The organism is Rubrobacter tropicus, assembly GCF_011492945.1.
Taxonomy (GTDB): domain Bacteria; phylum Actinomycetota; class Rubrobacteria; order Rubrobacterales; family Rubrobacteraceae; genus Rubrobacter_D; species Rubrobacter_D tropicus.
On sequence record NZ_CP045119.1, the window covers coordinates 1,647,587 to 1,667,003 of the forward strand.

At 67.2% G+C, this 19,417-nt stretch carries 21 protein-coding genes; 14 read left to right on the plus strand and 7 right to left on the minus strand.

What is annotated here, in order from left to right; genetic code table 11:
- Positions 1 to 155 precede the first annotated feature (155 nt).
- From GBA63_RS08090 to GBA63_RS08100, 3 genes are read right to left on the minus strand one after another with little or no spacing between them, the layout of a single operon-like run.
- On the minus strand, positions 156 to 1,682 hold the full coding sequence (locus GBA63_RS08090; RefSeq protein WP_166175068.1) for an FGGY-family carbohydrate kinase: 1,527 nt from the start codon (positions 1,680 to 1,682) through the stop codon (positions 156 to 158).
- A gap of 24 nt (positions 1,683 to 1,706) precedes the next feature.
- Positions 1,707 to 2,006 (minus strand): sugar-binding domain-containing protein, encoded by a 300-nt coding sequence (locus tag GBA63_RS23940; RefSeq protein WP_166179969.1) that lies wholly within the window; start codon positions 2,004 to 2,006, stop codon positions 1,707 to 1,709.
- A 19-nt stretch (positions 2,007 to 2,025) separates the two neighbouring features.
- On the minus strand, positions 2,026 to 2,664 hold the full coding sequence (locus GBA63_RS08100) for a sugar-binding transcriptional regulator (protein WP_166175070.1): 639 nt from the start codon (positions 2,662 to 2,664) through the stop codon (positions 2,026 to 2,028).
- Between the two features lie 129 nt (positions 2,665 to 2,793).
- On the opposite strand from GBA63_RS08100, the gene GBA63_RS08105 reads away from it, so the two are divergent.
- Positions 2,794 to 3,609: a class II fructose-bisphosphate aldolase gene (locus GBA63_RS08105; RefSeq protein ID WP_166175072.1), complete on the plus strand. Its 816-nt coding sequence runs from the start codon at positions 2,794 to 2,796 to the stop codon at positions 3,607 to 3,609.
- Positions 3,610 to 3,718: 109 nt separating this feature from the next.
- Here the strand turns inward: GBA63_RS08105 and GBA63_RS08110 are convergent, their stop codons facing one another.
- The 3 genes from GBA63_RS08110 to GBA63_RS08120 form a co-directional block, all read right to left on the minus strand.
- Positions 3,719 to 4,558, minus strand: a complete 840-nt coding sequence (locus tag GBA63_RS08110) for a carbohydrate ABC transporter permease (protein WP_166175074.1) — start codon at positions 4,556 to 4,558, stop codon at positions 3,719 to 3,721.
- Position 4,559: 1 nt separating this feature from the next.
- Complete coding sequence (locus GBA63_RS08115) at positions 4,560 to 5,438, minus strand: carbohydrate ABC transporter permease (protein WP_166175076.1); 879 nt, start codon at positions 5,436 to 5,438, stop codon at positions 4,560 to 4,562.
- A 92-nt stretch (positions 5,439 to 5,530) separates the two neighbouring features.
- Positions 5,531 to 6,862, minus strand: a complete 1,332-nt coding sequence (locus GBA63_RS08120) for an ABC transporter substrate-binding protein (protein WP_166175078.1) — start codon at positions 6,860 to 6,862, stop codon at positions 5,531 to 5,533.
- A 222-nt stretch (positions 6,863 to 7,084) separates the two neighbouring features.
- Between GBA63_RS08120 and GBA63_RS08125 the strand changes: the two genes are divergently transcribed.
- The 7 genes from GBA63_RS08125 (at position 7,085) to GBA63_RS08155 (ending at position 14,066) form a co-directional block, all read left to right on the plus strand.
- Positions 7,085 to 8,074, plus strand: coding sequence for a sugar-binding transcriptional regulator (locus GBA63_RS08125; RefSeq protein ID WP_166175080.1), 990 nt, complete (start codon positions 7,085 to 7,087; stop codon positions 8,072 to 8,074).
- Positions 8,075 to 8,204: 130 nt separating this feature from the next.
- A complete protein-coding gene (gene dhaL, locus GBA63_RS08130) occupies positions 8,205 to 8,801 on the plus strand; it encodes a dihydroxyacetone kinase subunit DhaL (protein ID WP_166179971.1) in 597 nt (198 codons plus the stop codon).
- On the plus strand, positions 8,801 to 9,202 hold the full coding sequence (gene dhaM, locus GBA63_RS08135) for a dihydroxyacetone kinase phosphoryl donor subunit DhaM (RefSeq protein ID WP_166175082.1): 402 nt from the start codon (positions 8,801 to 8,803) through the stop codon (positions 9,200 to 9,202). Before dhaL ends, dhaM begins: the two co-directional genes overlap by 1 nt.
- A 42-nt stretch (positions 9,203 to 9,244) precedes the next feature.
- Positions 9,245 to 10,105, plus strand: a complete 861-nt coding sequence (locus tag GBA63_RS08140; RefSeq protein WP_166175084.1) for a potassium channel family protein — start codon at positions 9,245 to 9,247, stop codon at positions 10,103 to 10,105.
- A 13-nt stretch (positions 10,106 to 10,118) separates the two neighbouring features.
- Positions 10,119 to 11,867 (plus strand): glycerol-3-phosphate dehydrogenase/oxidase, encoded by a 1,749-nt coding sequence (locus tag GBA63_RS08145; RefSeq protein WP_166175086.1) that lies wholly within the window; start codon positions 10,119 to 10,121, stop codon positions 11,865 to 11,867.
- A gap of 195 nt (positions 11,868 to 12,062) precedes the next feature.
- Positions 12,063 to 12,572 carry a ferritin-like domain-containing protein gene (locus tag GBA63_RS08150; protein WP_166175088.1) on the plus strand — a complete coding sequence of 170 codons (510 nt, stop codon included), beginning with the start codon at positions 12,063 to 12,065 and terminating at the stop codon, positions 12,570 to 12,572.
- A gap of 189 nt (positions 12,573 to 12,761) precedes the next feature.
- Complete coding sequence (locus tag GBA63_RS08155; RefSeq protein ID WP_166175090.1) at positions 12,762 to 14,066, plus strand: hemolysin family protein; 1,305 nt, start codon at positions 12,762 to 12,764, stop codon at positions 14,064 to 14,066.
- A gap of 236 nt (positions 14,067 to 14,302) precedes the next feature.
- Here GBA63_RS08155 and GBA63_RS08160 read toward each other — a convergent pair whose 3' ends face one another.
- Positions 14,303 to 14,611 carry a hypothetical protein gene (locus GBA63_RS08160; RefSeq protein ID WP_166172259.1) on the minus strand — a complete coding sequence of 103 codons (309 nt, stop codon included), beginning with the start codon at positions 14,609 to 14,611 and terminating at the stop codon, positions 14,303 to 14,305.
- A gap of 68 nt (positions 14,612 to 14,679) precedes the next feature.
- On the opposite strand from GBA63_RS08160, the gene GBA63_RS08165 reads away from it, so the two are divergent.
- The 6 genes from GBA63_RS08165 to GBA63_RS08190 all read left to right on the plus strand — a co-directional run bounded on the left by GBA63_RS08165 (position 14,680) and on the right by GBA63_RS08190 (position 19,403).
- Positions 14,680 to 15,507: an amidohydrolase family protein gene (locus tag GBA63_RS08165; RefSeq protein WP_166175092.1), complete on the plus strand. Its 828-nt coding sequence runs from the start codon at positions 14,680 to 14,682 to the stop codon at positions 15,505 to 15,507.
- Positions 15,504 to 15,818, plus strand: a complete 315-nt coding sequence (locus GBA63_RS08170; RefSeq protein WP_166175094.1) for a hypothetical protein — start codon at positions 15,504 to 15,506, stop codon at positions 15,816 to 15,818. The genes GBA63_RS08165 and GBA63_RS08170 overlap by 4 nt, the downstream gene beginning before the upstream one ends.
- Before the next feature lie 43 nt (positions 15,819 to 15,861).
- On the plus strand, positions 15,862 to 16,809 hold the full coding sequence (locus tag GBA63_RS08175; RefSeq protein WP_166175096.1) for an asparaginase: 948 nt from the start codon (positions 15,862 to 15,864) through the stop codon (positions 16,807 to 16,809).
- A 7-nt stretch (positions 16,810 to 16,816) separates the two neighbouring features.
- The gene (locus tag GBA63_RS08180) at positions 16,817 to 17,791 is read left to right on the plus strand and encodes a class I SAM-dependent methyltransferase (protein WP_166175098.1); all 975 of its coding nucleotides are present in this window, start codon (positions 16,817 to 16,819) and stop codon (positions 17,789 to 17,791) included.
- Positions 17,784 to 18,116 (plus strand): hypothetical protein, encoded by a 333-nt coding sequence (locus tag GBA63_RS08185; protein ID WP_166175100.1) that lies wholly within the window; start codon positions 17,784 to 17,786, stop codon positions 18,114 to 18,116. Before GBA63_RS08180 ends, GBA63_RS08185 begins: the two co-directional genes overlap by 8 nt.
- A gap of 249 nt (positions 18,117 to 18,365) precedes the next feature.
- On the plus strand, positions 18,366 to 19,403 hold the full coding sequence (locus GBA63_RS08190) for an LCP family protein (RefSeq protein ID WP_166175102.1): 1,038 nt from the start codon (positions 18,366 to 18,368) through the stop codon (positions 19,401 to 19,403).
- Positions 19,404 to 19,417 lie beyond the last annotated feature (14 nt).

The following is a 19,417-nucleotide window of genomic DNA, read 5'->3' on the forward strand; positions in this document are numbered from 1 at the left end:
GTGCCCCCATCCTTGCGACGTGGCCCCTCGTACTTCCCCAGTACGCTGCCCCTTGCCGGGGCATTAAGCATCAATCTACGCGCGGGACCGGGGTATGTCAACGATTCCTCCGGCGAGGGGAGGGAACGCGCCGCGCGGCCGCCGGGTCGGGCTCGCTATTCGGTCTCTTGCAGGCGATGGATGGCGTGGTGCAGGCCGCGGAGGGCGGGATAGGCCTGCCTGTAAGCCTGGCGGAAGAGGGCGTCGTAAAGTGGCACTTGATCTTGCACGGGATCTACGACCGTCTTCGCGTGGTGCAATTCTCCTAGCGCCGAGGGGATGTCCGCGTAGACTCCCGCGCCCACCCCGCCGAGGATGGCCGCCCCCAGGCTCGTGGCCTCCCTCGCTTCGAAGACCGTGATCGTTTGCCCGAGGACGGTCGCCTTGATGCTCATGAGCAGACGGTTCTGGGTGACGCCACCTATGGCGTAGATATTCTTCGGCCTGGCGGCGTTGGAGTGATCCAGGAGCGGGTCGAGCGAGCTGCGGGACTCGAACGCCAGCCCTTCCAGCACCGCGCGAAACAGGGTGCCGCGCTTTGCGTCGGTGCTGAGGCCGACGAAGGCGCCGCGGGACCTCGGATCGTCGTACGGCGGGTTCGCCAGCCGCAGGTGGGGGAGGAAAAGGACACCGAGGCTCCCGGCCGGGACGTTTTCGGCCTCGTCGATCAGGGCCTCGTAATCGTGCTTACTACCGAGCGCGTCCCTGAACCACTCGATGCTGGCGCCCGAGGTGTACTGGCCCCCCAGAACGTAATATCCGCCCGTGACGTGGGCCCCCTGCGTGTAGCCCTGGCGGCCGATTTCCGGGTCCGTCAGCGGGCGCTCCACGGGTAGGAAGAGCGCCTCGGCGGTGCCAATTGAATCGAGCATGGTCCCCGGCTCTACGACGCCGACGGCGAGGGCGCCGCAGACGTGGTCGTGCCCACCGACAGCCACCGTGGCGCCCTTCGGCAGACCTGTCTCCGCGGCGACCTCAGGCCTGACGGGGCCCAGGGCCGAACCGCTGGGCCGCAGGGGCGCGAAGAGGCCGGCCGGCACGTTTACCTCCCGCAAGAGCTCGTCCGCCCAGCGCAGCCGGGACAGGTCGAGAGCGAGGGTCCGGGAGGCCAGGGAGTAGTCCGTGGCGGCAACGCCCGAGAGGCGGAACGCCATGTAGTCGGTCACGTTCAACCAGGTTGCGGTACGCCCAAAGGCGTCGGGTTCGTTCTCCTTAAGCCAGAGCAGCTTGCACAGGCCGAAGATTGGCTGCAGCGAGAGGCCGGTCAGGCCAAAGAGCCGGTCCTTGCCGACCGTGCGGTCCAGCCACCCGGCCTGGGGTTGCGTTCGTTTGTCGAACCACGCGATGACGTCGCTGGTCGGCCGGCCCTGGCCGTCGAGGGGCACGGCGGCCTCGGAGAAGCTGGCGACGGCCACGCTGGCGATGCGGTTGGCATCTTCCAGCTGGCCGGTAACCTCTCGCAGTGCGGCCACAAAGCAGCGCCAAAGCTCCTCAGGATCGTGGTGCGCCCAGCCGGGGCGCGGGTAGTAGGTTGGCGTGGGGCTGCTTGCCTCGGCCACGATCCGGCCGTCGGGGCTGAAGGCCGCGACCTTTATGTTGGTGGTGCCGATGTCCGCCCCGACGAGGAGCGGTTCAGACGTCACAGGACATCCTCTCCCACTGCTCCCCTAAGCCGCCTCGACCATTCTGATGCACATGTTGGCCGTCTCTTCGTCGGTGACGAGCGAGTCGATCAACCCCGCCCGGGTCGCCCCGACGATGCCTGCCACTTTTTCGCGCCCGCCCGCCATGCCGATGGTCAGGGACGCTCGCCTCAAGCCGTCCCGGTCGATGGCCACCAGCCTCGAGTCGTACTTCTCAGCGGCCGGCCGGCCGGCCGCGTCGAAGTAGTGGGCGCAGACGTCGCCGACGGCCGTCGTGGTAAGCGTCTCGTCCCGCAGGTACTCGACCTCGTACAGGGGACCGATGGAAGGATCCGGGGCCTGCCTATCCCACGATCGCGACGTCCAACTCCTGCCAGGCCTCCCAGACGGACCTTATGGGAGGCTCCTTGAGCAGGGTCTCTACCACCCGACCGTCCGAGACCAACGCGGGGGCGTACAACAAACGCGCCCTGGCCCCGAGCGCCTCCGCGGCCCGGCGCACGATCTCGTTGGACTGAAAGACGCCGTGGCTCTGGCCCGAACCCCCGATCAAGGGCACCAACTCCACGGTGCTGCCAAGCAACAGGTGTCCCGGCTCCACGGCCTCCACGAACGCGAAGACGGACCTGCCCCATCCGAGCCCCATCCTTTTTACCTGCGTCGGGTGCCTGCCGAGCAACTCCAACGCCCCCCTCGCCAGCAGGATCTCCCTCGCACGCCCGCTCTTGAAGGACCCCGGCACGACGACCGCCCCGTTCAACCCCAACGTATCGAGCAGGAGGGCCTCCAGGGCGGAATCCCGGCGCCCCGGCTCCCGGACCGATATACGCACGATCCCCTCCTGCTGCGCCCGACCAAGCAGCCTCGAAACCGTGGGCCTCGAAATCCCCAACTCGACCGCGATCTCCTCCTGCGTCAGCTTTCTCTCGTAGTAGAGATGGGCCGCCACATACGCGGTGTTGATGTCGGGCTCTCTTGCCATGGTAACGAAACTTTACGACTGTTCTAAAAAAATGTAAAGTTCTTGCGATGCGAGGCGTATAAAGGCGCCGTCGCGCTTTTGGTTGGGCGCTTTTGGCGTGCGGCGGGTGGGAGTACATGAGGAGTCCGAATGACCAGAGTGACCGATGGCAGAGAGCTATACGCCCGCGCTTACCGCGGGGGGTTCGCGATGCCCGCTTTCAACGTCTGCAACCTGGAGATGGCCCAGGGGGTCGTGGAGGCGGCGGAGGCGGAGCGGGCGCCCGTCATCTTGCAGACATATCCCGGCGACATCGCCCACGGTAGGCCCGCGTTGGCCCCGCTGTTGAACGCGTTGGCCGACGATGCGGGCGTGCCCGTCATGCTGCACCTGGACCACGGCGATGGGCTGGAGATGGCGGTCGCCTGCATGAAGCTCGGATACTCGTCCGTGATGTTCGACGGGGCCGAGCTTGGTCTCGAGGAGAACATCGCCCGGACCGGCCCCATAGTAGAGGCCGCCCACGAGTTCGGGGCCTCCGTGGAGGGCGAGGTCGGGCTCTTCGGCGGGGATCACGGTTCGGTGGTCCTCACGGACCCGGACGAGGCCGCGCGCTTCGTCTCCGAGGCCGGCGCGGACACCCTGGCCGTCTCCGTCGGCTCTGAGCACGCCCAGAAGAGCCGGTTGAAGCTCGACCTTCTCAGGAGCGTCGCCGAGAGCACGGGCCACCCGCTCGTCCTACACGGCGGGTCCGGCATACATCCCGACGACGTGCGCGAGGCCGTGACGCTCGGCGTCGTCAAGATCAACATAGGCAACGCGCTCTCCCAGGCCGTGCGGCAGGGCGCGCGCGATGCGCTAGAGTCGGGCCTCGACCACTACGGGATGCTCGCCGCGATCCGAGACGCGGTGCGCGAAGTCGCAAGAGCAAAGATCAAACTAATGGGAGCCTCAGGCCACGCGTAATGCAGTTTGCATTCTGCAAACCCCGCCATCAGCTATCGGTCCGCTCCGGCTCCGCCTCCGCTCTCAGCCATCAGCTTCTTGCTCTTGCTGAAAGCTGACCGCTGATAGCTTACTTGACCGCGCCCGAGGTGAGGCCGCGGACGAGTTGCTTCTGGGTGAGCCAGCCGACGATCACGGGCACGATTATCGCGAGCGTCGTAAACGCCGAGAGTTGGGCCCAGAACTGGCCTCGCGAGGTCTGCTGCGCCGCGACGGCCACGGAGAGGGGTTGCCACTCGATGGCGGTGAAAGAGACGCTGAACAGGAACTCGTTCCAGGCGAAGATCACGCACAGCATCGCCGTGGACGCGATGCCGGCGCGGGTCAAAGGAATGACGATCTGCATGAGCATCTGCGAGAGGCTCACCCCGTCTACCTGGGCCGCTTCCAGGATGCCCCGGGGGAGGTCCTTCATGAACTGGTACATCATCCAGACCACGATGGGCGTGTTCATCCCGACGAAGACGATTATGAGGACCCAGACCGTGTCGAGCAGCTGGAGTTCGCGGAAGATGACGAAGAGGGGCACGAGCACCGCCACTTGCGGCAGGGCCTTCGTGGTGATGAACCAGAAGACTATGCCCTCGTTGCGCTTGTGCGCGTAGAAGCTCAGGGCGAAGGCCGCCGGGACGCCGAGGAGCAGGCAGATGGCCGTCGAGACGCCGACGATGATCACCGAGTTCAAGAACGGCGTCCAGAAGCTCTCCAGCGCGCCGGCGTACTGCTCGAGGGTCGGGGTGAAAAGGAGCTTCGGCGGCAGGTCGTAGGCCGCCGCGTCCGTCTTGAAGCTCGTGACTATAAGCCAGAAGATGGGGCCGAAGATGACGACGACCGCCGCCCAGAGCGCCACGTTCTGCGCGTAGTGTCCCCACCGGATGGGGGACTTCCGCCTGGTCGATGCGCCGCTCACGTCAGACCTCCTTCACCACGGCGTTCGCCGCCCGCATCAGGCCCGTCAGGATCACGAGGGTGATGATCAAAGTACCCACCCCGATCGCGGAAGCCGCCCCGACCTGCGTCCCGACCACGGCCGTGTCGTAGGTCAGGTACTGAAGGTTCATCGAGCTCGTGCCCGGGCCGCCCGCGGTGCCGACGTAGATCTCGCCGAAGGCCTGCAAGATAAAGATCGTCCCGAGCAAGATGACCATGCGGTAATACGGGAGCAGGTAGGGCAGCTCGATGTGCCAGAACACCCCGAACCTGGTGCACCCGTCGAGCCTCGCCGCCTCCTTCTCCTCCTCGGGTATCGCCTGCAGCCCCGCGAGCAGGACCAGCATGAACAGCGGCTCCCACTGCCAGGCGATCATGGTGGAGACCATGAACAGCGCCTGGTTCGCCATGGGGTTGAAGCCCTCTATCCCGACGACGCCGGCCAGCCACGTCAGGATCCCGAAGTTCGGGCTGAACAGCTCGTTCTTCCAGATCAGGCCCGTGACGACCGGCATGACGAAGAAGGGCGTGACGAGCAGGGTCTGGACGAGCCCCTTGCCGAAGAAGTCGCGGTTCAAAAGCAACGCCAGGACCAGCCCGACCGCGCAGCAGATGACGAGCGAGATAGCGGTGATGGCAAGCGTCTGGAGCAGGATGGCCCCGAACTCCGCCGAGAGCACCTCCGTGGCGTAGTTGCCGAACCCGGTGAAGACCCGCCCGAGGTCGGGGCGGGTCAGGTTCCAGGACTGGAAGCTGAGGTAGATGGTCAGCAGGAACGGTATCTGCGTGATTATCGCGACGACTATGAGCGTCGGATAAAGCAGCGCACGCCGCTGCCGCCCCGCCGAGGTCGGCCTCATGCCGCCCCGGCTCTTACCGCCCGCCGCGCTGCCAGCAGCCACCTGAGATCACCACGCTTTCTCTGTCGGGGACGCGACCGGCCTGATACTCCTCAGCTCTTGAGGTACTTGCCCTGTTTGGCGACCTTGAGGGCCTCGTCCTGCGCCCTCTGCTGCATCTCGTCGATTGTCAGGTCGCCCGTGACCACGCTCGCAGACAGCCTCCCGACGGCGTCCCCGAGCTGCTGCCACTCGGGTATCGGGATGTACTGGATGCCCTTGTAGGGCACCGGGTCCCTGGTCGGGTTGTCAAGGTCGGCCGTCTCGATGGAGGTGAGCTCGACCTCCGTCCACGGGTTCTCGCCGTAGGGCGTGTCGTAGGTGGAGTTGCGCGTGCCTGGCGGCACCCGGTTGTAGCCCAGCTCCTCGCCCACGAGCTTTATGTAGTCCTTGCTCGTCGCCCACTTGAGGAACTCGAAGGCCGCCTCCTTGTTCTTGCTTGCGGCCTCTATACCCAGCGACCACGCCCACAGCCAGTGGGACCCGTTTGGGGTGACGGCCGTCGGCGCGTAGGCGAAGCCGACGTTGTCCGCGACCTCCGACTCCTTCGGGTCGCTCACGAGGCCGCCGGCGACGGTGGCGTCGCTCCACATGGCAGCCTTGCCGGAGGAGAAGAGCGTCAGGCACTCGGGGAAGTTGTCCGAGTTGATGCCGGACTGGGCGTACTTTGTGGCCAGCTCGGTGTGCTGTTCGAGGGCGGCCTTCACCTCGGGGGTGGTCAGTTGCGGCCGCCAGTCCATGTCGTACCACCGGCCGCCGAAGGTGTTTATCATGATCATGATGTTCGCCATGTTCGCCCCCCAGCCGGGCAACCCGCGCTGGGCGATGCCGCTGACCCCACTCTCCGGGTCGTTCAACTCCCTGGCGAAGTTGGTGACCTCCTCGTAGGTCGGGCGCATGGGCATCTTCAGGCCCGCCTCCTCGAAGAGGTCCTTTCTGTAGAACAGGCAGGAGCTCTCGCCGTAGAAGGGCAGCGAGTAGAGCTGGTCTTCGTAGGAGAGGGCGGTGCGCCACGTGGGGAGCACGTCTTCGAGGTCGTAGGTGTTGCTCTCCTTCTGGCTCATCTCGTCGAAGAACGGGTTTAGGGGCTCCAGCCACTGGCTCTGCGCCCAGATCGGGGTCTCGTACGCGCCGACCATCACGATGTCGAAGTTGCCGGCGTTGAGCGAGACGTCCTGGGTAACCTTCTGACGCAAGTCGTTTTCGGGCAAGAACTGGAACCTGGCCGTTATGCCCGTCTTCTTCTTGAAGTCGTCCGCCAGGCTCTGCATGTCTTCCATCTGCGGGTTGTTGACGGCCGCGATCGTGATCTCACTCCCGGAGAGATCCCCGCCGCCACCCCCGCACCCGGCCAGCCACGGCGCCGCCACCGAACCCGCCGCCAACGCGCCACCCATCCTCAAGACTTGCCCACGGGTAAACTTTCTTCCCACGCCAACGCCGGACGACGCTCCCAAATCTCTGCCCATTCGATTCCTCCTTTTCCTGCCGGCAGTCTAGCCCCGACCCGACGTTTGTGTCAATAGTGCAAAACTTGCACATTTGTGCAAAACTTGTTCGGGTCCGCGGGGTGTTCGGGTCTAGTCGTGGGCGGGGAGGACGGTCGGTTGAGGCTTCAGCGCAAGGGACCGGGGTCTTTCGAGGATCGGGCTTTGACGCTGGCCGAGGTGGCCCGGCTCTACTACCTGGAGGATTTCACGCAGGAGCGGATAGCGCGCCGCCTCGGGTTTTCGCGGTCGAACGTCTCGCGGATGCTCAAGGAGGCGCGGGAGTCGGGGCTCGTGGAGATCCGCATCCGGTCGCCGCTCGAGGTGGCCGACGGTGTGGGGCGGGAGTTGCGTTCGAGGTTGGGTCTGCGGGAGTGTCTGGTCCTGGCGTCTTCGCGCCGGGGTGCTTCGGGCGATTTCCGGGGCGACCTCGGGGCCTTCGGCGCCGGGTATCTACGGGAGAAGATCTCGGACGGGGACGTGGTCGGGATCGGGTGGAGCAGCGCCGTGTACGACGTGGTGCGCAGCGGACGCCTGCACGAGAAAAACGGCGTTACCGTGGTGCAGCTAATAGGGAGTTTGGGCGGCGCCGTGCCGGATCTCGACGGGGCGTCCATCGCCGGCGGTCTGGCGCGGGCGCTCGGGGCGCGCGAGTACTTCCTGCAGGCGCCCATACTCGTCGCCGACGCGTCGGTAAGGGAAGGGTTGCTGCGAGACCTTCACATCTCCAGGACCCTGGAGCTCGCCCGGAAAGCGGATATAGCGGTTGTGGGGGTCGGGACCATAAACCGCGACTCCGGGCAGTACAGGGCCGGCTACCTGGACGACGCGGACCTCGAGCACATCGGGAGGCGGGGGGCCATAGGCGAGATCTGCGGCTCGTATTTCACGCGCGAGGGGGACCCCGTGCCGCTCGAGATGGAGGCGCGGACCATAAGCCTCGGGCGCGAGGACCTCGTGCGCGTACCGATCCGCGTCGGCATGGGGTGGGGGGCGAAGAAGGCGCTGGCCAACATCGGGGCCGCGCGGTCCGGGATCTTGAACGTCCTGATCACGGACGAAGCCACGGCCAGGGAGATGCTCGAAATCCTCGACGCCGAACAGGGGTAACCTCCGGGGGCTCTCCCCGTTGAGCCGGGTTCGGCCCGGTTGTACTCTTACGCCACCCGGAAGCAGTTCAGAGTTCAGAGAGGATGGGTTTTTGAGCAGCGTAGAGGCCACGACGAAGATCATCGAGCGAATGGCAGCCTCGATGGAGGAGAACCGAAAATACCTGACCAAGCTCGACTCCGAGATAGGCGACGGCGACCATGGCAACAACATGCGCCGCGGCTTCGCCGCCGCGCTCGAACGCCTGGAAGGGACCAGCCCTTCCTCCCCGGCGGACGTCCTGAAAGCCGTCTCGATGGCCCTCATAGGGAAGGTCGGCGGAGCCGCGGGCCCCCTCTACGGCACGGCGTTCCTGCGCGCGGCCACGGTCCTCTCCGGCGACGAGGTCTCCCCCGAAGACGCGGCTTCCGCCCTGGAGGCGGCGCTCGGCGGGGTCAAGCAGCGCGGCAAGGCCGAGGTGGGGGACAAGACCATCGTCGACGCCCTGACGCCGGCCGTCGAGGCGGCGAAGGAGGTCGCCGGGTCCCCTGAAGCCACCGTCGCGGCCGTCTTCAGGGCCGCGGCGGAGGCCGCCGCGGTGGGGGCCGAGTCGACCGTGCCGCTCACCGCGAGGAAGGGCCGGGCGAGCTACCTCGGCGAGAGGGCCCAGGGCCACAGGGACCCGGGCGCGACCTCGACGCAACTCCTGCTCGACGCGGCCGCCCGCTCGCTCGAAGGGGCCGGGTAGTGGTAGGCCTCGTGCTCGTCTCGCACAGCCCCAAGATCGCCGAGGGGACGGCCGACCTCGTGCGCCAGATGGCCGGAGAGGTCGAGATCGCCACCGTGGGGGGCGACGCCGAGGGCGGCTTCGGCACGGACCCCGAGGGCATAGAGGCGGCCATAAAGGGGATGGAGGCGGACGAAGTACTCGTCTTCATGGACCTCGGCAGCGCCGTGCTCTCCGCCGAGACGGTGCTCGAGATGCTCCCAGAGAAGGACCGCGCCAGGACCACCCTCGTGGACGCGCCCTTCGTGGAGGGGGCCTTCGCGGCCGGCGTCTCGGCCTCCGCCGGCTCCGACGCCGAGGAATGCGTCGAGGCGGCGATGGAGGCCCGCACCGAGCCGAAGCTGCAGGACGAAACGTCGTGAGGCCGGCCGCGTAGACTTGGGGACCCGATAGGAGGAGAGAGCATGGGCGCCACGGCGGCAAGAGGCTCGGACCTTGGACGCACCACCCACGTCGTGCCCGGCATGACCGAGGAGCAGGCGGCCAAGGCCCGCAGGCTCGACGCGCCCACCGTCGTCGTGGTCCTGCTCGTGATCCCCGCGCTCGTCCTTCATTTCTCGGAGCCGCGGGGGGCGCTCGCCGTGGCGAGCGCGGCGCTAAACTGGGCGATCTACGCCTGGTTCTTCTTCGAGTTCGTCTACATGCTCCGCCTCGCCCCGGACAACCGGGAGTTCCTGCGCCACAACAAGCTCGACCTGACGGTGCTCGTGCTCACCGTCCCTCTGCTGCCGGGGGTGCTCCAGGCGCTGTGGGTGCTGCGGCTCCTCAGGCTCATCGACATGATGCCCGCCGTGCTCGGGCGTTTCGTCAACATCACGTTGCTTCCCTACGCGGTCGTGCTCGCGTTCATAGCCGTCTTCGGCGGCGGGCTCGCCTTCGCCAGGCTCGAAGGCGTCAGCGTCTTCGACGGGGTGTACTGGGCGAACACCACCGTAAACACCGTCGGGTACGGGGACATCTCGGCCCAGACGACGGAGGGGAAGGTCCTCTCGATGGTGTTGCAGTGGACCGGGAACGTGATCCTGGCGATGCTAATAGGCGGGGTCGCCGCTTTTGCGCAACAATTGCTTCTGGGTGAGGACGTCGAGGAATTAGAGAAAGAAGTGGACGAGTTGGAAGAAGACGTCGAGGAGGTGGAGGAGGACGTCGAGAGCCTGCTGGAGAACGTGCGGGGGATGTCGGCGACGGACCGCGTAGTCCTGCAAGAGTTGGCACACATAAGGGCGCGGCTCGATGAAGTACAACCAGGGGACCAAAGGTCCTAGAAAGAGAGGCCCCATGAACCGCCAGATCCCCAACGACATAGGCGATTATCCCTTCGACCTCGTCGTGATCGGGGCCGGCATCAACGGCTCCGGCATCGCCCGCGACGCCGCCATGCGCGGCCTGAAGGTCCTGCTCCTCGACAAGGGCGACATCTCCGACGGCACGACCCAGTGGTCCACCCGTCTCATCCACGGGGGCCTGCGCTACCTGGAGCACTACGAGGTCCATCTTGTCAGGGAGTCCCTGGCCGAGCGGGAGAAGCTCCTTCACATAGCGCCGCACCTGGTCAAGCCGCTCCGGTTCGTGGTTCCGATCTACGAGAGGAGCAAGCGCGGGCCCGGCCTTATACGCCTCGGCATGATCGGCTACGACACCCTCTCCTTCGACAAGTCCGTACCGAACCACAAGATGCTCTCCCGCGAGGAGGCCCTCGAACGCTACCCCGGCCTGAACCCCGAAGGCCTCCTGGGCGCCGCCACCTACTACGACGGGCAGGTCGAGTACGCCGAACGCATAGCGGTCGAGAACGCCGTGAGCGCCCGCGAGCACGGCGCCACGGTCATTACCCACGCCGAGGTCAAGCGCCTGCTCTTCGACGCCCCGGCGAACGGCGGGCTTCCGCGGGCGGCCGGCGTCGAGTTCGAGGACGGCCTGAACGGGGGCGTGTACAAGGCCTTCGCGCCCGTGACGGTCAACGTGGCCGGGCCGTGGGTCGACCGGGTGCTCGCCGGCTCGGGCACGTTCGGGATGGACCCGCAGGAGAGCAAGGAGGACGAGGGGAAGATGATCGGGGGCACAAAGGGCTCGCACCTGATAGTCGACCCCTTCCCCGGCGCCCCCCAGGACGCCCTGTACGTCGAGGCCCGCCGGGACGGGCGGCCTTACTTCATAGTCCCGTGGAACGGCCGCTACCTCATCGGCACCACCGACTTCCGCTACAGGGACGACCTCGACCACGTCTCCGCCAACGACGAGGAGATGGACTACCTCATAGACGAGACGAACGCCGTCGTGCCGACGGCCAACCTGACCAGGGAGAACGTGCTCTTCACGTACTCGGGCGTCAGGCCGCTCCCGTTCAAGCCCGAGGGTTCGGAGAGTTCGATCACGCGCAGCCACGTCGTCTACGACCACGCCACGGGCCGCTCCGCCGCCGGCGGCCGGCTCACGGTCGAGGGCGCCGGCCCCAAGGCCGACGGCCTCGTCTCCATAGTAGGTGGCAAGCTGACGACCTACCGGAACCTCGCCCGCCAGACGGTCGACGTCGCCTACAAGAAACTCGGCCGGAGCGCCCCCGCCTGCGTCACCGACAAGGTCCCGCTCCCCGGCGGGGCCGTCGACGACTTCGAGAACTTCTCCGCCGAGTTCAAGGCGACGAGCGGGCTCACCGATGAGCTCTCCGAGAGGCTCCTCAGGCTCTACGGCGTCCGCGCGCCCGAGGTGCTGGACGAGGCCGGCGACGACCCGTCCCTCCGCGTCTCGCTCGCCCCCGACCCGGCCGTCGAGACGGGCCTGATGGGGTGCGAGGTCCTCTACGCCTTCAGGCGGGAGATGGCCGAGACCCTGGCCGACGCCCTTCTCAGGCGCACCATGGTGGGCCTCGGCCCGAACGTGGCGCTGGACGTGGACGAGGCGGCGGCGAAGGTCGCGGTCGAGCACCTCGGCTGGACCGAGGATCGCGCCAGAGAGGAGGTCGAGAACTACCGTAGGTACATCGAGCGCTACAGACCCAAGCGTTTCCGCGAGCGAGAGCCGGCGTAAGGAGGCTTCGGGTTACGGGCATCAGGCCGCCTCCTCCGGAGGCTCTCGGCTTCAGAGATGGGAGGTCGGGACCTCGTCCCGAACGCTGCCCCCGTAGCCTGAAACCTGATGCCTTTCAGTTCACGTTTATCCGGGGGCCGCGGGGGTACGATTGGACCGTAACGCCCGAAACGTTCTAGCAGGAGGTTCCGACCAGTGGAGACCAATCGAGGCAGCGAGGGCATCCTCTCTGAGGAGCTCGCCGACAGGCGCGACGCAATCGTCGAGCTTCTGAAGACCGCCTACTTCATGGAGCTCGAGACGGTGATGAACTACGTCACCAACTCCATCAACCCCGACGGTGTGCGGGCGCAGGAGGTCAAGGAGAACATCGAGGAGGACATCCAGGAGGAGCTGGGGCACGCGCAGCAGATCGCGGCGCGCATCAAGGAGCTCTACGGCGTGGTGCCGGGCTCGATGGACTTCAAGGCCGTGCAGGAGAAGCTGCAGCCGCCGGAGGACCAGATCGACGTGGTCCACGTCATAAAGGGCGTCATCGACGCCGAAGACGGGGCCATCCAGCACTACACCCGCATCGTCGAGGAGACGGAGGAGGTCGACCCCGTCACCAACGACATGTTTATCGCCATCCTCCACGACGAGCAGGGTCACCGCCGCCTCTTCGAGGGCTTCCTGCGCGAGTACGAGGCCGAAGGGCTCGCGTAGAGGCGCCCGAAAACTCCGAGGGCACCACCCGGGGGGCCCGGCCGTGATGCGGCCGGGCCCCCTCGTCGTGGGCGGGTTTCGCGGGGATGGGGGGCTGCGATATAATCCGGTTCGTCACGTGATGGAAGAGATTTATCCGAACCGGCCTCTACCCGCCCCGCGTACCCGCGCCGGGACGAGAAAACACACTTGGACGAAACCCTCTTAACCTGGCTTAACCTCTTAACGGCCCTGGTTCTCGTGGGCCTCAACGCCTTTTTCGTCGCGGCGGAGTTTGCCCTCGTCAGGGTGCGGGAGTCGCGCATCGTACAGTTGGAGCAGGAAGGTAGCGCGCGGGCCGGGGTCGTGCGCCAGACCTTGAGGGATCTGGACTCCAACCTCTCCGTCTGCCAGGTCGGCATCACCGTCGCCTCCCTCGCTCTTGGCTGGGTCGGCGAGCCCGCGGTCTCGCACCTCATAGAGCCGGTACTGCGCAACATCGGCGTCGCGAGCGACAGGGTCGTAACGGTCGTCTCGGTAATCGTCGGGTTCGGGGTCATAACCTACGCCCACCTGGTCTTCGGGGAGCAGGCGCCCAAGTACTTCTCCATCCAGAAAGCGGAGAGGGTCTCGCTCTGGATCAGCCGCCCCCTCAACTTCTCGCGGCTCCTGCTGCGGCCCGTGGTCTGGGTCGTCAACACCTCGACGAACTTCGTTCTGAAGCCCTGGGGCATCAGGCTCGGCGAGGAGATGGAGGCCCACTCGGAGGAGGAGCTGCGCATCATGATCTCCTCGTCCACCGCCTCGGGCGTTCTGGACCCGGAAGAGCGCGAGTACCTGAACAACGTCTTCGACTTCGGGGACCGGGTGGCGCGCGAGATCATGGTCCCCAGGCCCGACATAGAAGCCCTGCCGAGCAACGCCCCACTCGCCGAGCTGGCCGAGAGGGCAGCCTTCGGCCGCTACACGCGTTACCCGGTCTTCGAGGAGGATCTGGACAACATCCTGGGCGCCGTCCACGTCAAGGACCTGTTCCGGGCGGCGGGTGAGGACCCCAAGGGCTTCGACATCAGGGACGTGATCCGGGAGTGCCTCGTCGTCCCGGAGAACAAGCCCATCGAGCAGATCCTGCGCGAGTTTCAGACCCGCAACCTCCAGATGGCGATTGTCATAGACGAGTGGGGCTCCGTCGAGGGGCTCATCACCATAGAAGACATCATCGAAGAGATAGTGGGGGAGATCCAGGACGAGTTCGACGAGGGCGAGGCCGCCATCGAACCCATCGGCGAGGGCCTCTTCGCCATAGACGGCCGCATCCCGATTACCGACGTGAACGAGCATTTCGACCTCGACCTCCCGCACGAGGACTTCGAGACCATCGGCGGCTACGTCCTCGGTTCCCTGGGGCGCCCGCCCGAGGCCGGCGACTCCGTCGAGGCCGACGGCGCCACCTTGCACGTCAAGAGCGTGGACGGCCAGCGCGTCTCGATGCTCACCCTGCGCCGCGAGGGGTGATCCTCCGCGCCCGCGGCGTAGCCGGACCGTTACACCCGCGTCGCCCTTCTGCAACCTTCGTCCCGTAGAGTAGCCGCGCGCCCTGGAATAGTGGCGCCGCCGGAGGTGGATACGACAGGAGAGGGAGGTGACCCGGTGTACTACGTCCCCTGGTGGCTGCTCGCCATCTGCCTGCCTGCCGCCGCCCTGGCCGTGTACCTGGCGCTGCGCGGCACGAACCGCTCACGCCGGAGCCTTTACGTCCTTTCGGCCGTCCTCTCCCCGGTGCTCCTGATCGGGGCCGCGGTCGTCGCCGTCGTGCTGTCCACGGTCCTTTTCGCGGTCTTCGAGCCCGCGCCGGAACCGCCCACCCAACCCGTAAGGACGGAACCGACGACTCCCGAGCCCGCAAGCCCCACGCCGACCCCCGGGGAGACGACCACCCGGACGCCCGGGCCGACATCCTCCCCTTCGGCCTCTCCGTCGGCCTCGCCGGCCGCCTCCCCCTCGGCCTCTCCGGCGGCATCCTCCGCGTCCCCCGCGGCCGGTGGGTAAAAGCCGGGCATTCGTCCGGCCCTCTGATAACATTGCACGGTTGTTTGACCCTGAATCTCTGGCTGGATCGGCGGGTGCGTTGGAGACGGAGCGCAAGAGAGGAATAGAAGCCCTTACGACCGGGGCCATGACGGACGTCTGGAGGTGGGTGCGGGGCAAGATTCCTCCCGGCGTCGAGGTCTTCGACGCCCACGCGCACATAGGCGCCGACGTGGACGGCCGGACGGTGACCGCGGAGAGCATGCGCGAGCAGATGGAGGCCGCCGGCGTCGCGAAGAGCATAGTCTTCCCGCTCAACGATCCCAACGCCCGCGACGACTACTCGGGCCCCAACGATGTGATCTGGGCCGCCCACGAGGAGTACCCGGGCTCTTTCGTCCCCTTCTTCCGCCTCAACCCGCACCTCGACTACGACAGGGAGTTCGATAGGTGCGTTGAGCGGGGCTTCATGGGGCTCAAGCTGCACCCCGTCTCCCAGCAGTTCGAGCTGGACGACCCGCGGGCCGTCAGGCTCTTCGCGAAGGCGGCGGAGGCCGACCTGCCGGTCCTGATACACGCCGGTTTCGCGATGCAGCGGATCGTCGAGCCCCTGCTGCCGACGATCGAGGCCCACCCCGAACTGCGCCTGATCCTGGGCCACGCCGGGATGGTCGAGATACTGGAGGCGGTGCGCGCCTTCGAGGACCACCCGAACGTGCACTTCGAGACGTCGGTGGTCCGGGCGAAGGACCTCTACGTGCTCTTCTCGACGCTCGACCCCTCGCGCATAAGCTACGGCTCGGACATCCCTTACGGGGATTTGCCTTCGACGCTGCACGGCACCCTCGCCGCGGCCGAGGCGGCGGGCGTGCCCGACGAGGCGCTGCCCGGCATCCTCTCGGAGAACATCCGGCGGTGGTTTTCGTGAGCGCAGGAAAGAAGCCCGACGGGCGGTTGCGGGCGGCGTACCTGCTCAGGATCCACAGCTACGTGGACATCGCGGTCATCTCGATGTGGACGAACAACCCCCGCGTGGACGTGATGCTCGGCATGGTCGAGGCCAGCCTGCGCGGCGGGAGCCCCGGAGGCGCCGACGACGCGGTGCTCGAGGCCGTGCGTCCCCTCGTCAGCGAGGCGCGGGCTTACCTGGCGGACGGGGAGTTCCTCGCCGCGATGGGCAGGATGCGCGTCGCGCACGACACGCTTGCGCTGTACGTGATCCAGCTCGCCGATGACTGAGCTGCCAGAGAACGAAGCGGGTCTCCCGGAAGATCTCCCACTCGTGGCCATCCGGCGCGGGGCCATCGTCGAGAGCGTCCACAGGGGCCGCTTCGTCTTCTGCGACCCCTCGGGGAATGTTCTGGACGCGGCGGGCGACCCGGATGCCTACGTCTACGCGCGCTCCTCGGCCAAGCCTTTCCAGGCGCTCCCGCTCCTCCTTTCTGGCGCGGCGGACACCTTTGGCCTCTCGGACGCTGAGTTGGCCGTCGCCTGCGCCTCCCACAACGCCGAGGAGCCGCACCTCGAAGCCGTGCGTTCTTTGCTCCAGAAAGCGGGGCTCTCAGAGGACGACCTCCAGAGCGGCGCCCACCCGCCGATGTACGCGCCGGAGGCGGCGAAGCTGACCCGGGCGGGGGACGAGCCGCGTCCGATCCACGGCAACTGCTCGGGAAAGCACGCGGGTATGCTCGCCGTCTGCGCCCACGAGGGGCTCGCGACTGGCGGCTACCGTAGCCCGGATCACCCCCTCCAACTCCGCATCCTGGAACTCGTGGCCGAAGTCTGCGGCCTGCGAAACGATGAGGTGCTGGTGGCCGGCGACGACTGCGGCGTGCCGGCCTTCGCGTTGCCCCTGAAGAACCTCGCCACCGGCTTTGCCCGGATCACGACAGGAGATGGGCTCTCCGATGAGGTCGCCGCCGCCGCGGCGAGGGTTTGGCGCGCGATGCGGGCCCACCCCTTCATGGTCGCGGGTACCGGCCGCCTGGACACGGAACTGATGGGGTCTACCGACCTCGTGTGCAAGAGTGGCGCTGAGGGCGTGTTCGCCGCCGGCAGTTCGGATGGCTGGGGGCTTGCGATCAAGATTTCGGACGGCGGGGGACGTGCCGTCCGTCCCGCGGCCGTCGCCGCCCTCGGAGGCCGCGGGGTGGGGGTTACGGGGGACGAGCGGCGTGCCACGCGCGGCCTGCACGGCGAGGTGGTGGGGGAGATCGGCCCGCTGTTTTGAGCCTGCCGTGAACTACACGGAGCTCGACTGGCGGTGGGCGATCCTGCTCGGTGCGGCCCTGCGAGACGGGCTGCTCGAGGCCGTCGCCGAGCGTCCGTCTTCGTCCGCCGACGTTGCCGGCGACCTCGGTCTCGACGCGCGGGCCGTCCACGTCGTCCTCTCGGCCCTCGCCGAGCTCGGGGTGTTGGTCGAGGGTGACGACGGTTTCTTGCTGGGCGAGGAGCACAGGGGGCCGCTTCTGGTGGCGGAGCATCCCGAATACGTGGGGCAGAGCGTGGTGCATCGGTTCGAGTTGATGGGGAGCTGGAGTCGGCTGCCCGAGGTCCTGCGCACCGGCAGGCCCATCGAGGATCGGACCGCGCCCGACTTCGGCGGCGCGGCGACGTTTATAGCGGCCATGCGGCGCGGGGCCATGCCCGGAGCCGAGGCCGTTGCCGCCTCCGTTCTGCCCCGGTTGCCGGAAGGGGCGCGGATACTCGACGTGGGCGGTGGGCCCGGCACCAACGCCGAGGCGTTCGCGCGTGGCGGGGCGCGTGTAACGGTTCTGGACCGTCCAGTAGTCATAGACCTTATGCGGAGCACCCTACACGCGGCGGGCGTCGAGACGGTCGCGGGCGACATGAACGAGGGGCTTCCCGAGGGGCCCTTCGACGCGGTCTACTTCGGCAACACCTCCCACATGTACGGGCCGCGGGAGAACCTGGCGCTCCTCGCCAGGATGCGCGGCTCGCTCGCGCCTGCCGGCCTGCTGGTGGTCAGGGAGTTCGTGCGGGGCCTGGGCGAGGACGCCGCCCTCTTCGCGGTCAACATGCTCGTGACGACCGCGCGCGGCAACACGTACACGGCCGAAGAGTACGAAGGCTGGCTCGCGCGGGCCGGGTACGAGGGCGTCGAGTTCGAGCCCGTTCCGGGCAGGAGCACGCACCTGATCTTCGCCCGCAAAACCCGTCCGACCTCGACGGAGGAGCCGGCGCGTGCGTGAGGCCATCCTGCGTAACCTGGCCGCCAGGGCCGCTTCCGACCCGGCCTTTCTATCCGGCATAAGAAAGGACCCCGAACGCACCCTCGCCGCGTACGGTTACGACCTCACCCCGGAGGAGTTGAAGACGGTGCTCGACCTCCGTCGGAGGACGGCCCTACTGGGTAACCGGACGCTTGCCGCGCTGCTCGCCGGCGGGCTCGAAAAGCGGACGGGCGGCCCGCCTGTAAGGCCCGCCACCCCCGGAGGACCGGGCGATGGTCCCACGAGGCCCGGCCCCCCGGGCGGCATGAGAAGGGGGAGTTCGGGTGGGGATCAGCGGGGTTAGGCGGCCGGAGATCCGGCCGGTGTTGTAGACTCGTCAGAACCTTCGGGATCATCCGGGGGCCCAATCGGTTAGTATTGCCCGTCGAAAGTAAGACCGCAGGGGCGCAGGCTCACCCGTCATCGAGGTGTGGAGGGCAGTCCCCGGTCCCCGAGAAGTTCGGAGAAGAGAGAAGGCTTGTACCGAAGAGAAGATCAATATCGTTCCATCGAGGACCAGCTCCGGTCCGCCGGCCGGACGCAACGGAGCAAGGTGTACCGCAGGCGCCGGTGGCTCGCGGTATTCGTGGTCCTTGTTGGCGCGATGCTCGGCCTGGGTATCCAGGCCGGGGTCTCGCTCCCGGCCTTGCTCCCCCAGAACGAAGACCTCGCCGGCGGGGGGGTGGGCTCCGGCGGTACGGCGACGGACGGGCGCTCCGGGCCGCTCGACGCGCTGGGCGAACGGACGGAGCTCCCCAAAGAAGAGACCGGCTCCGAGGATGCCGGCCCCGGGTCCGACTCGTCAGGTAATACCGAGATGGAGGAGAAAGAGAAGCCGGAACCCCCGCCCGCTTCCGAAGAGCCCCTGAACGTGCTCCTGCTCGGGGTCGACCGCAGGCCGAGCGCGGCGGAGGGTTCTTCCAGCCGCTCGGACACCATCATGCTGGCGCAGGTCACGCCGGGGACCGGGCGCGTCGAGCTACTGTCCGTGCCGAGGGACCTGTTCGTCGAGGTCGAGCCGGGCGTGGAGGACCGGATCAACACGGCCTACGCCTACGGCGGGGTGGAGCAGGCGAAGGCGGCGATGGAGGGCCTCACGGGCGTCCCCATAGACGCCCACGCGATCGTAGACTTCGAGGGTTTTGAGGACGTCATAGAGGCCCTCGGGGGGGTCAAGGTGAAGATCGAGCCCGGCGAGTTCCCCGAGAAGTGGCACATGGGCGAGGGGGTGGAGAGGCTCGGCGGGCGCAAGGCCCTCTACTACGCGCGCTACCGTGGGTCGGCCGGCGGGGACCTCGACCGCATAGAACGCCAGCAGAAGCTGCTCACCGCCCTCCGCTCCAAGATGCTCGCGTGGAACACCGTCACCAAGATGCCGGCCATGCTCAAGATCGCGAACGAAAACATGGACACCGACCTGGGGCTCCTGCAGGCGATCTCCCTGGGTCGCGCCCTCGCCACGAACGGCGGCAAGGGCGACCTGAAGGCCGTCCAACTGAAGGGCTACCCCGAGACGCTCTCTAGCGGGGCGCAGGTGCTCATACCAGACCAGGAGGCGAACGAGGCTATCCTCGCGACTTTCCGCGAGTAGCCGATCAGCACTTC

Coding starts and splice junctions, on each gene's coding strand:
- GBA63_RS08100 (WP_166175070.1), bottom strand. CDS start 2,664: ATGGCAAGAGAGCCCGACATCAACACCGCGTATGTGGCGGCCCATCTC.
- GBA63_RS08105 (WP_166175072.1), top strand. CDS start 2,794: ATGACCAGAGTGACCGATGGCAGAGAGCTATACGCCCGCGCTTACCGC.
- GBA63_RS08115 (WP_166175076.1), bottom strand. CDS start 5,438: ATGAGGCCGACCTCGGCGGGGCGGCAGCGGCGTGCGCTGCTTTATCCG.
- dhaL (WP_166179971.1), top strand. CDS start 8,205: ATGGCAGCCTCGATGGAGGAGAACCGAAAATACCTGACCAAGCTCGAC.
- GBA63_RS08140 (WP_166175084.1), top strand. CDS start 9,245: ATGGGCGCCACGGCGGCAAGAGGCTCGGACCTTGGACGCACCACCCAC.
- GBA63_RS08145 (WP_166175086.1), top strand. CDS start 10,119: ATGAACCGCCAGATCCCCAACGACATAGGCGATTATCCCTTCGACCTC.
- GBA63_RS08160 (WP_166172259.1), bottom strand. CDS start 14,611: ATGCCCGGCTTTTACCCACCGGCCGCGGGGGACGCGGAGGATGCCGCC.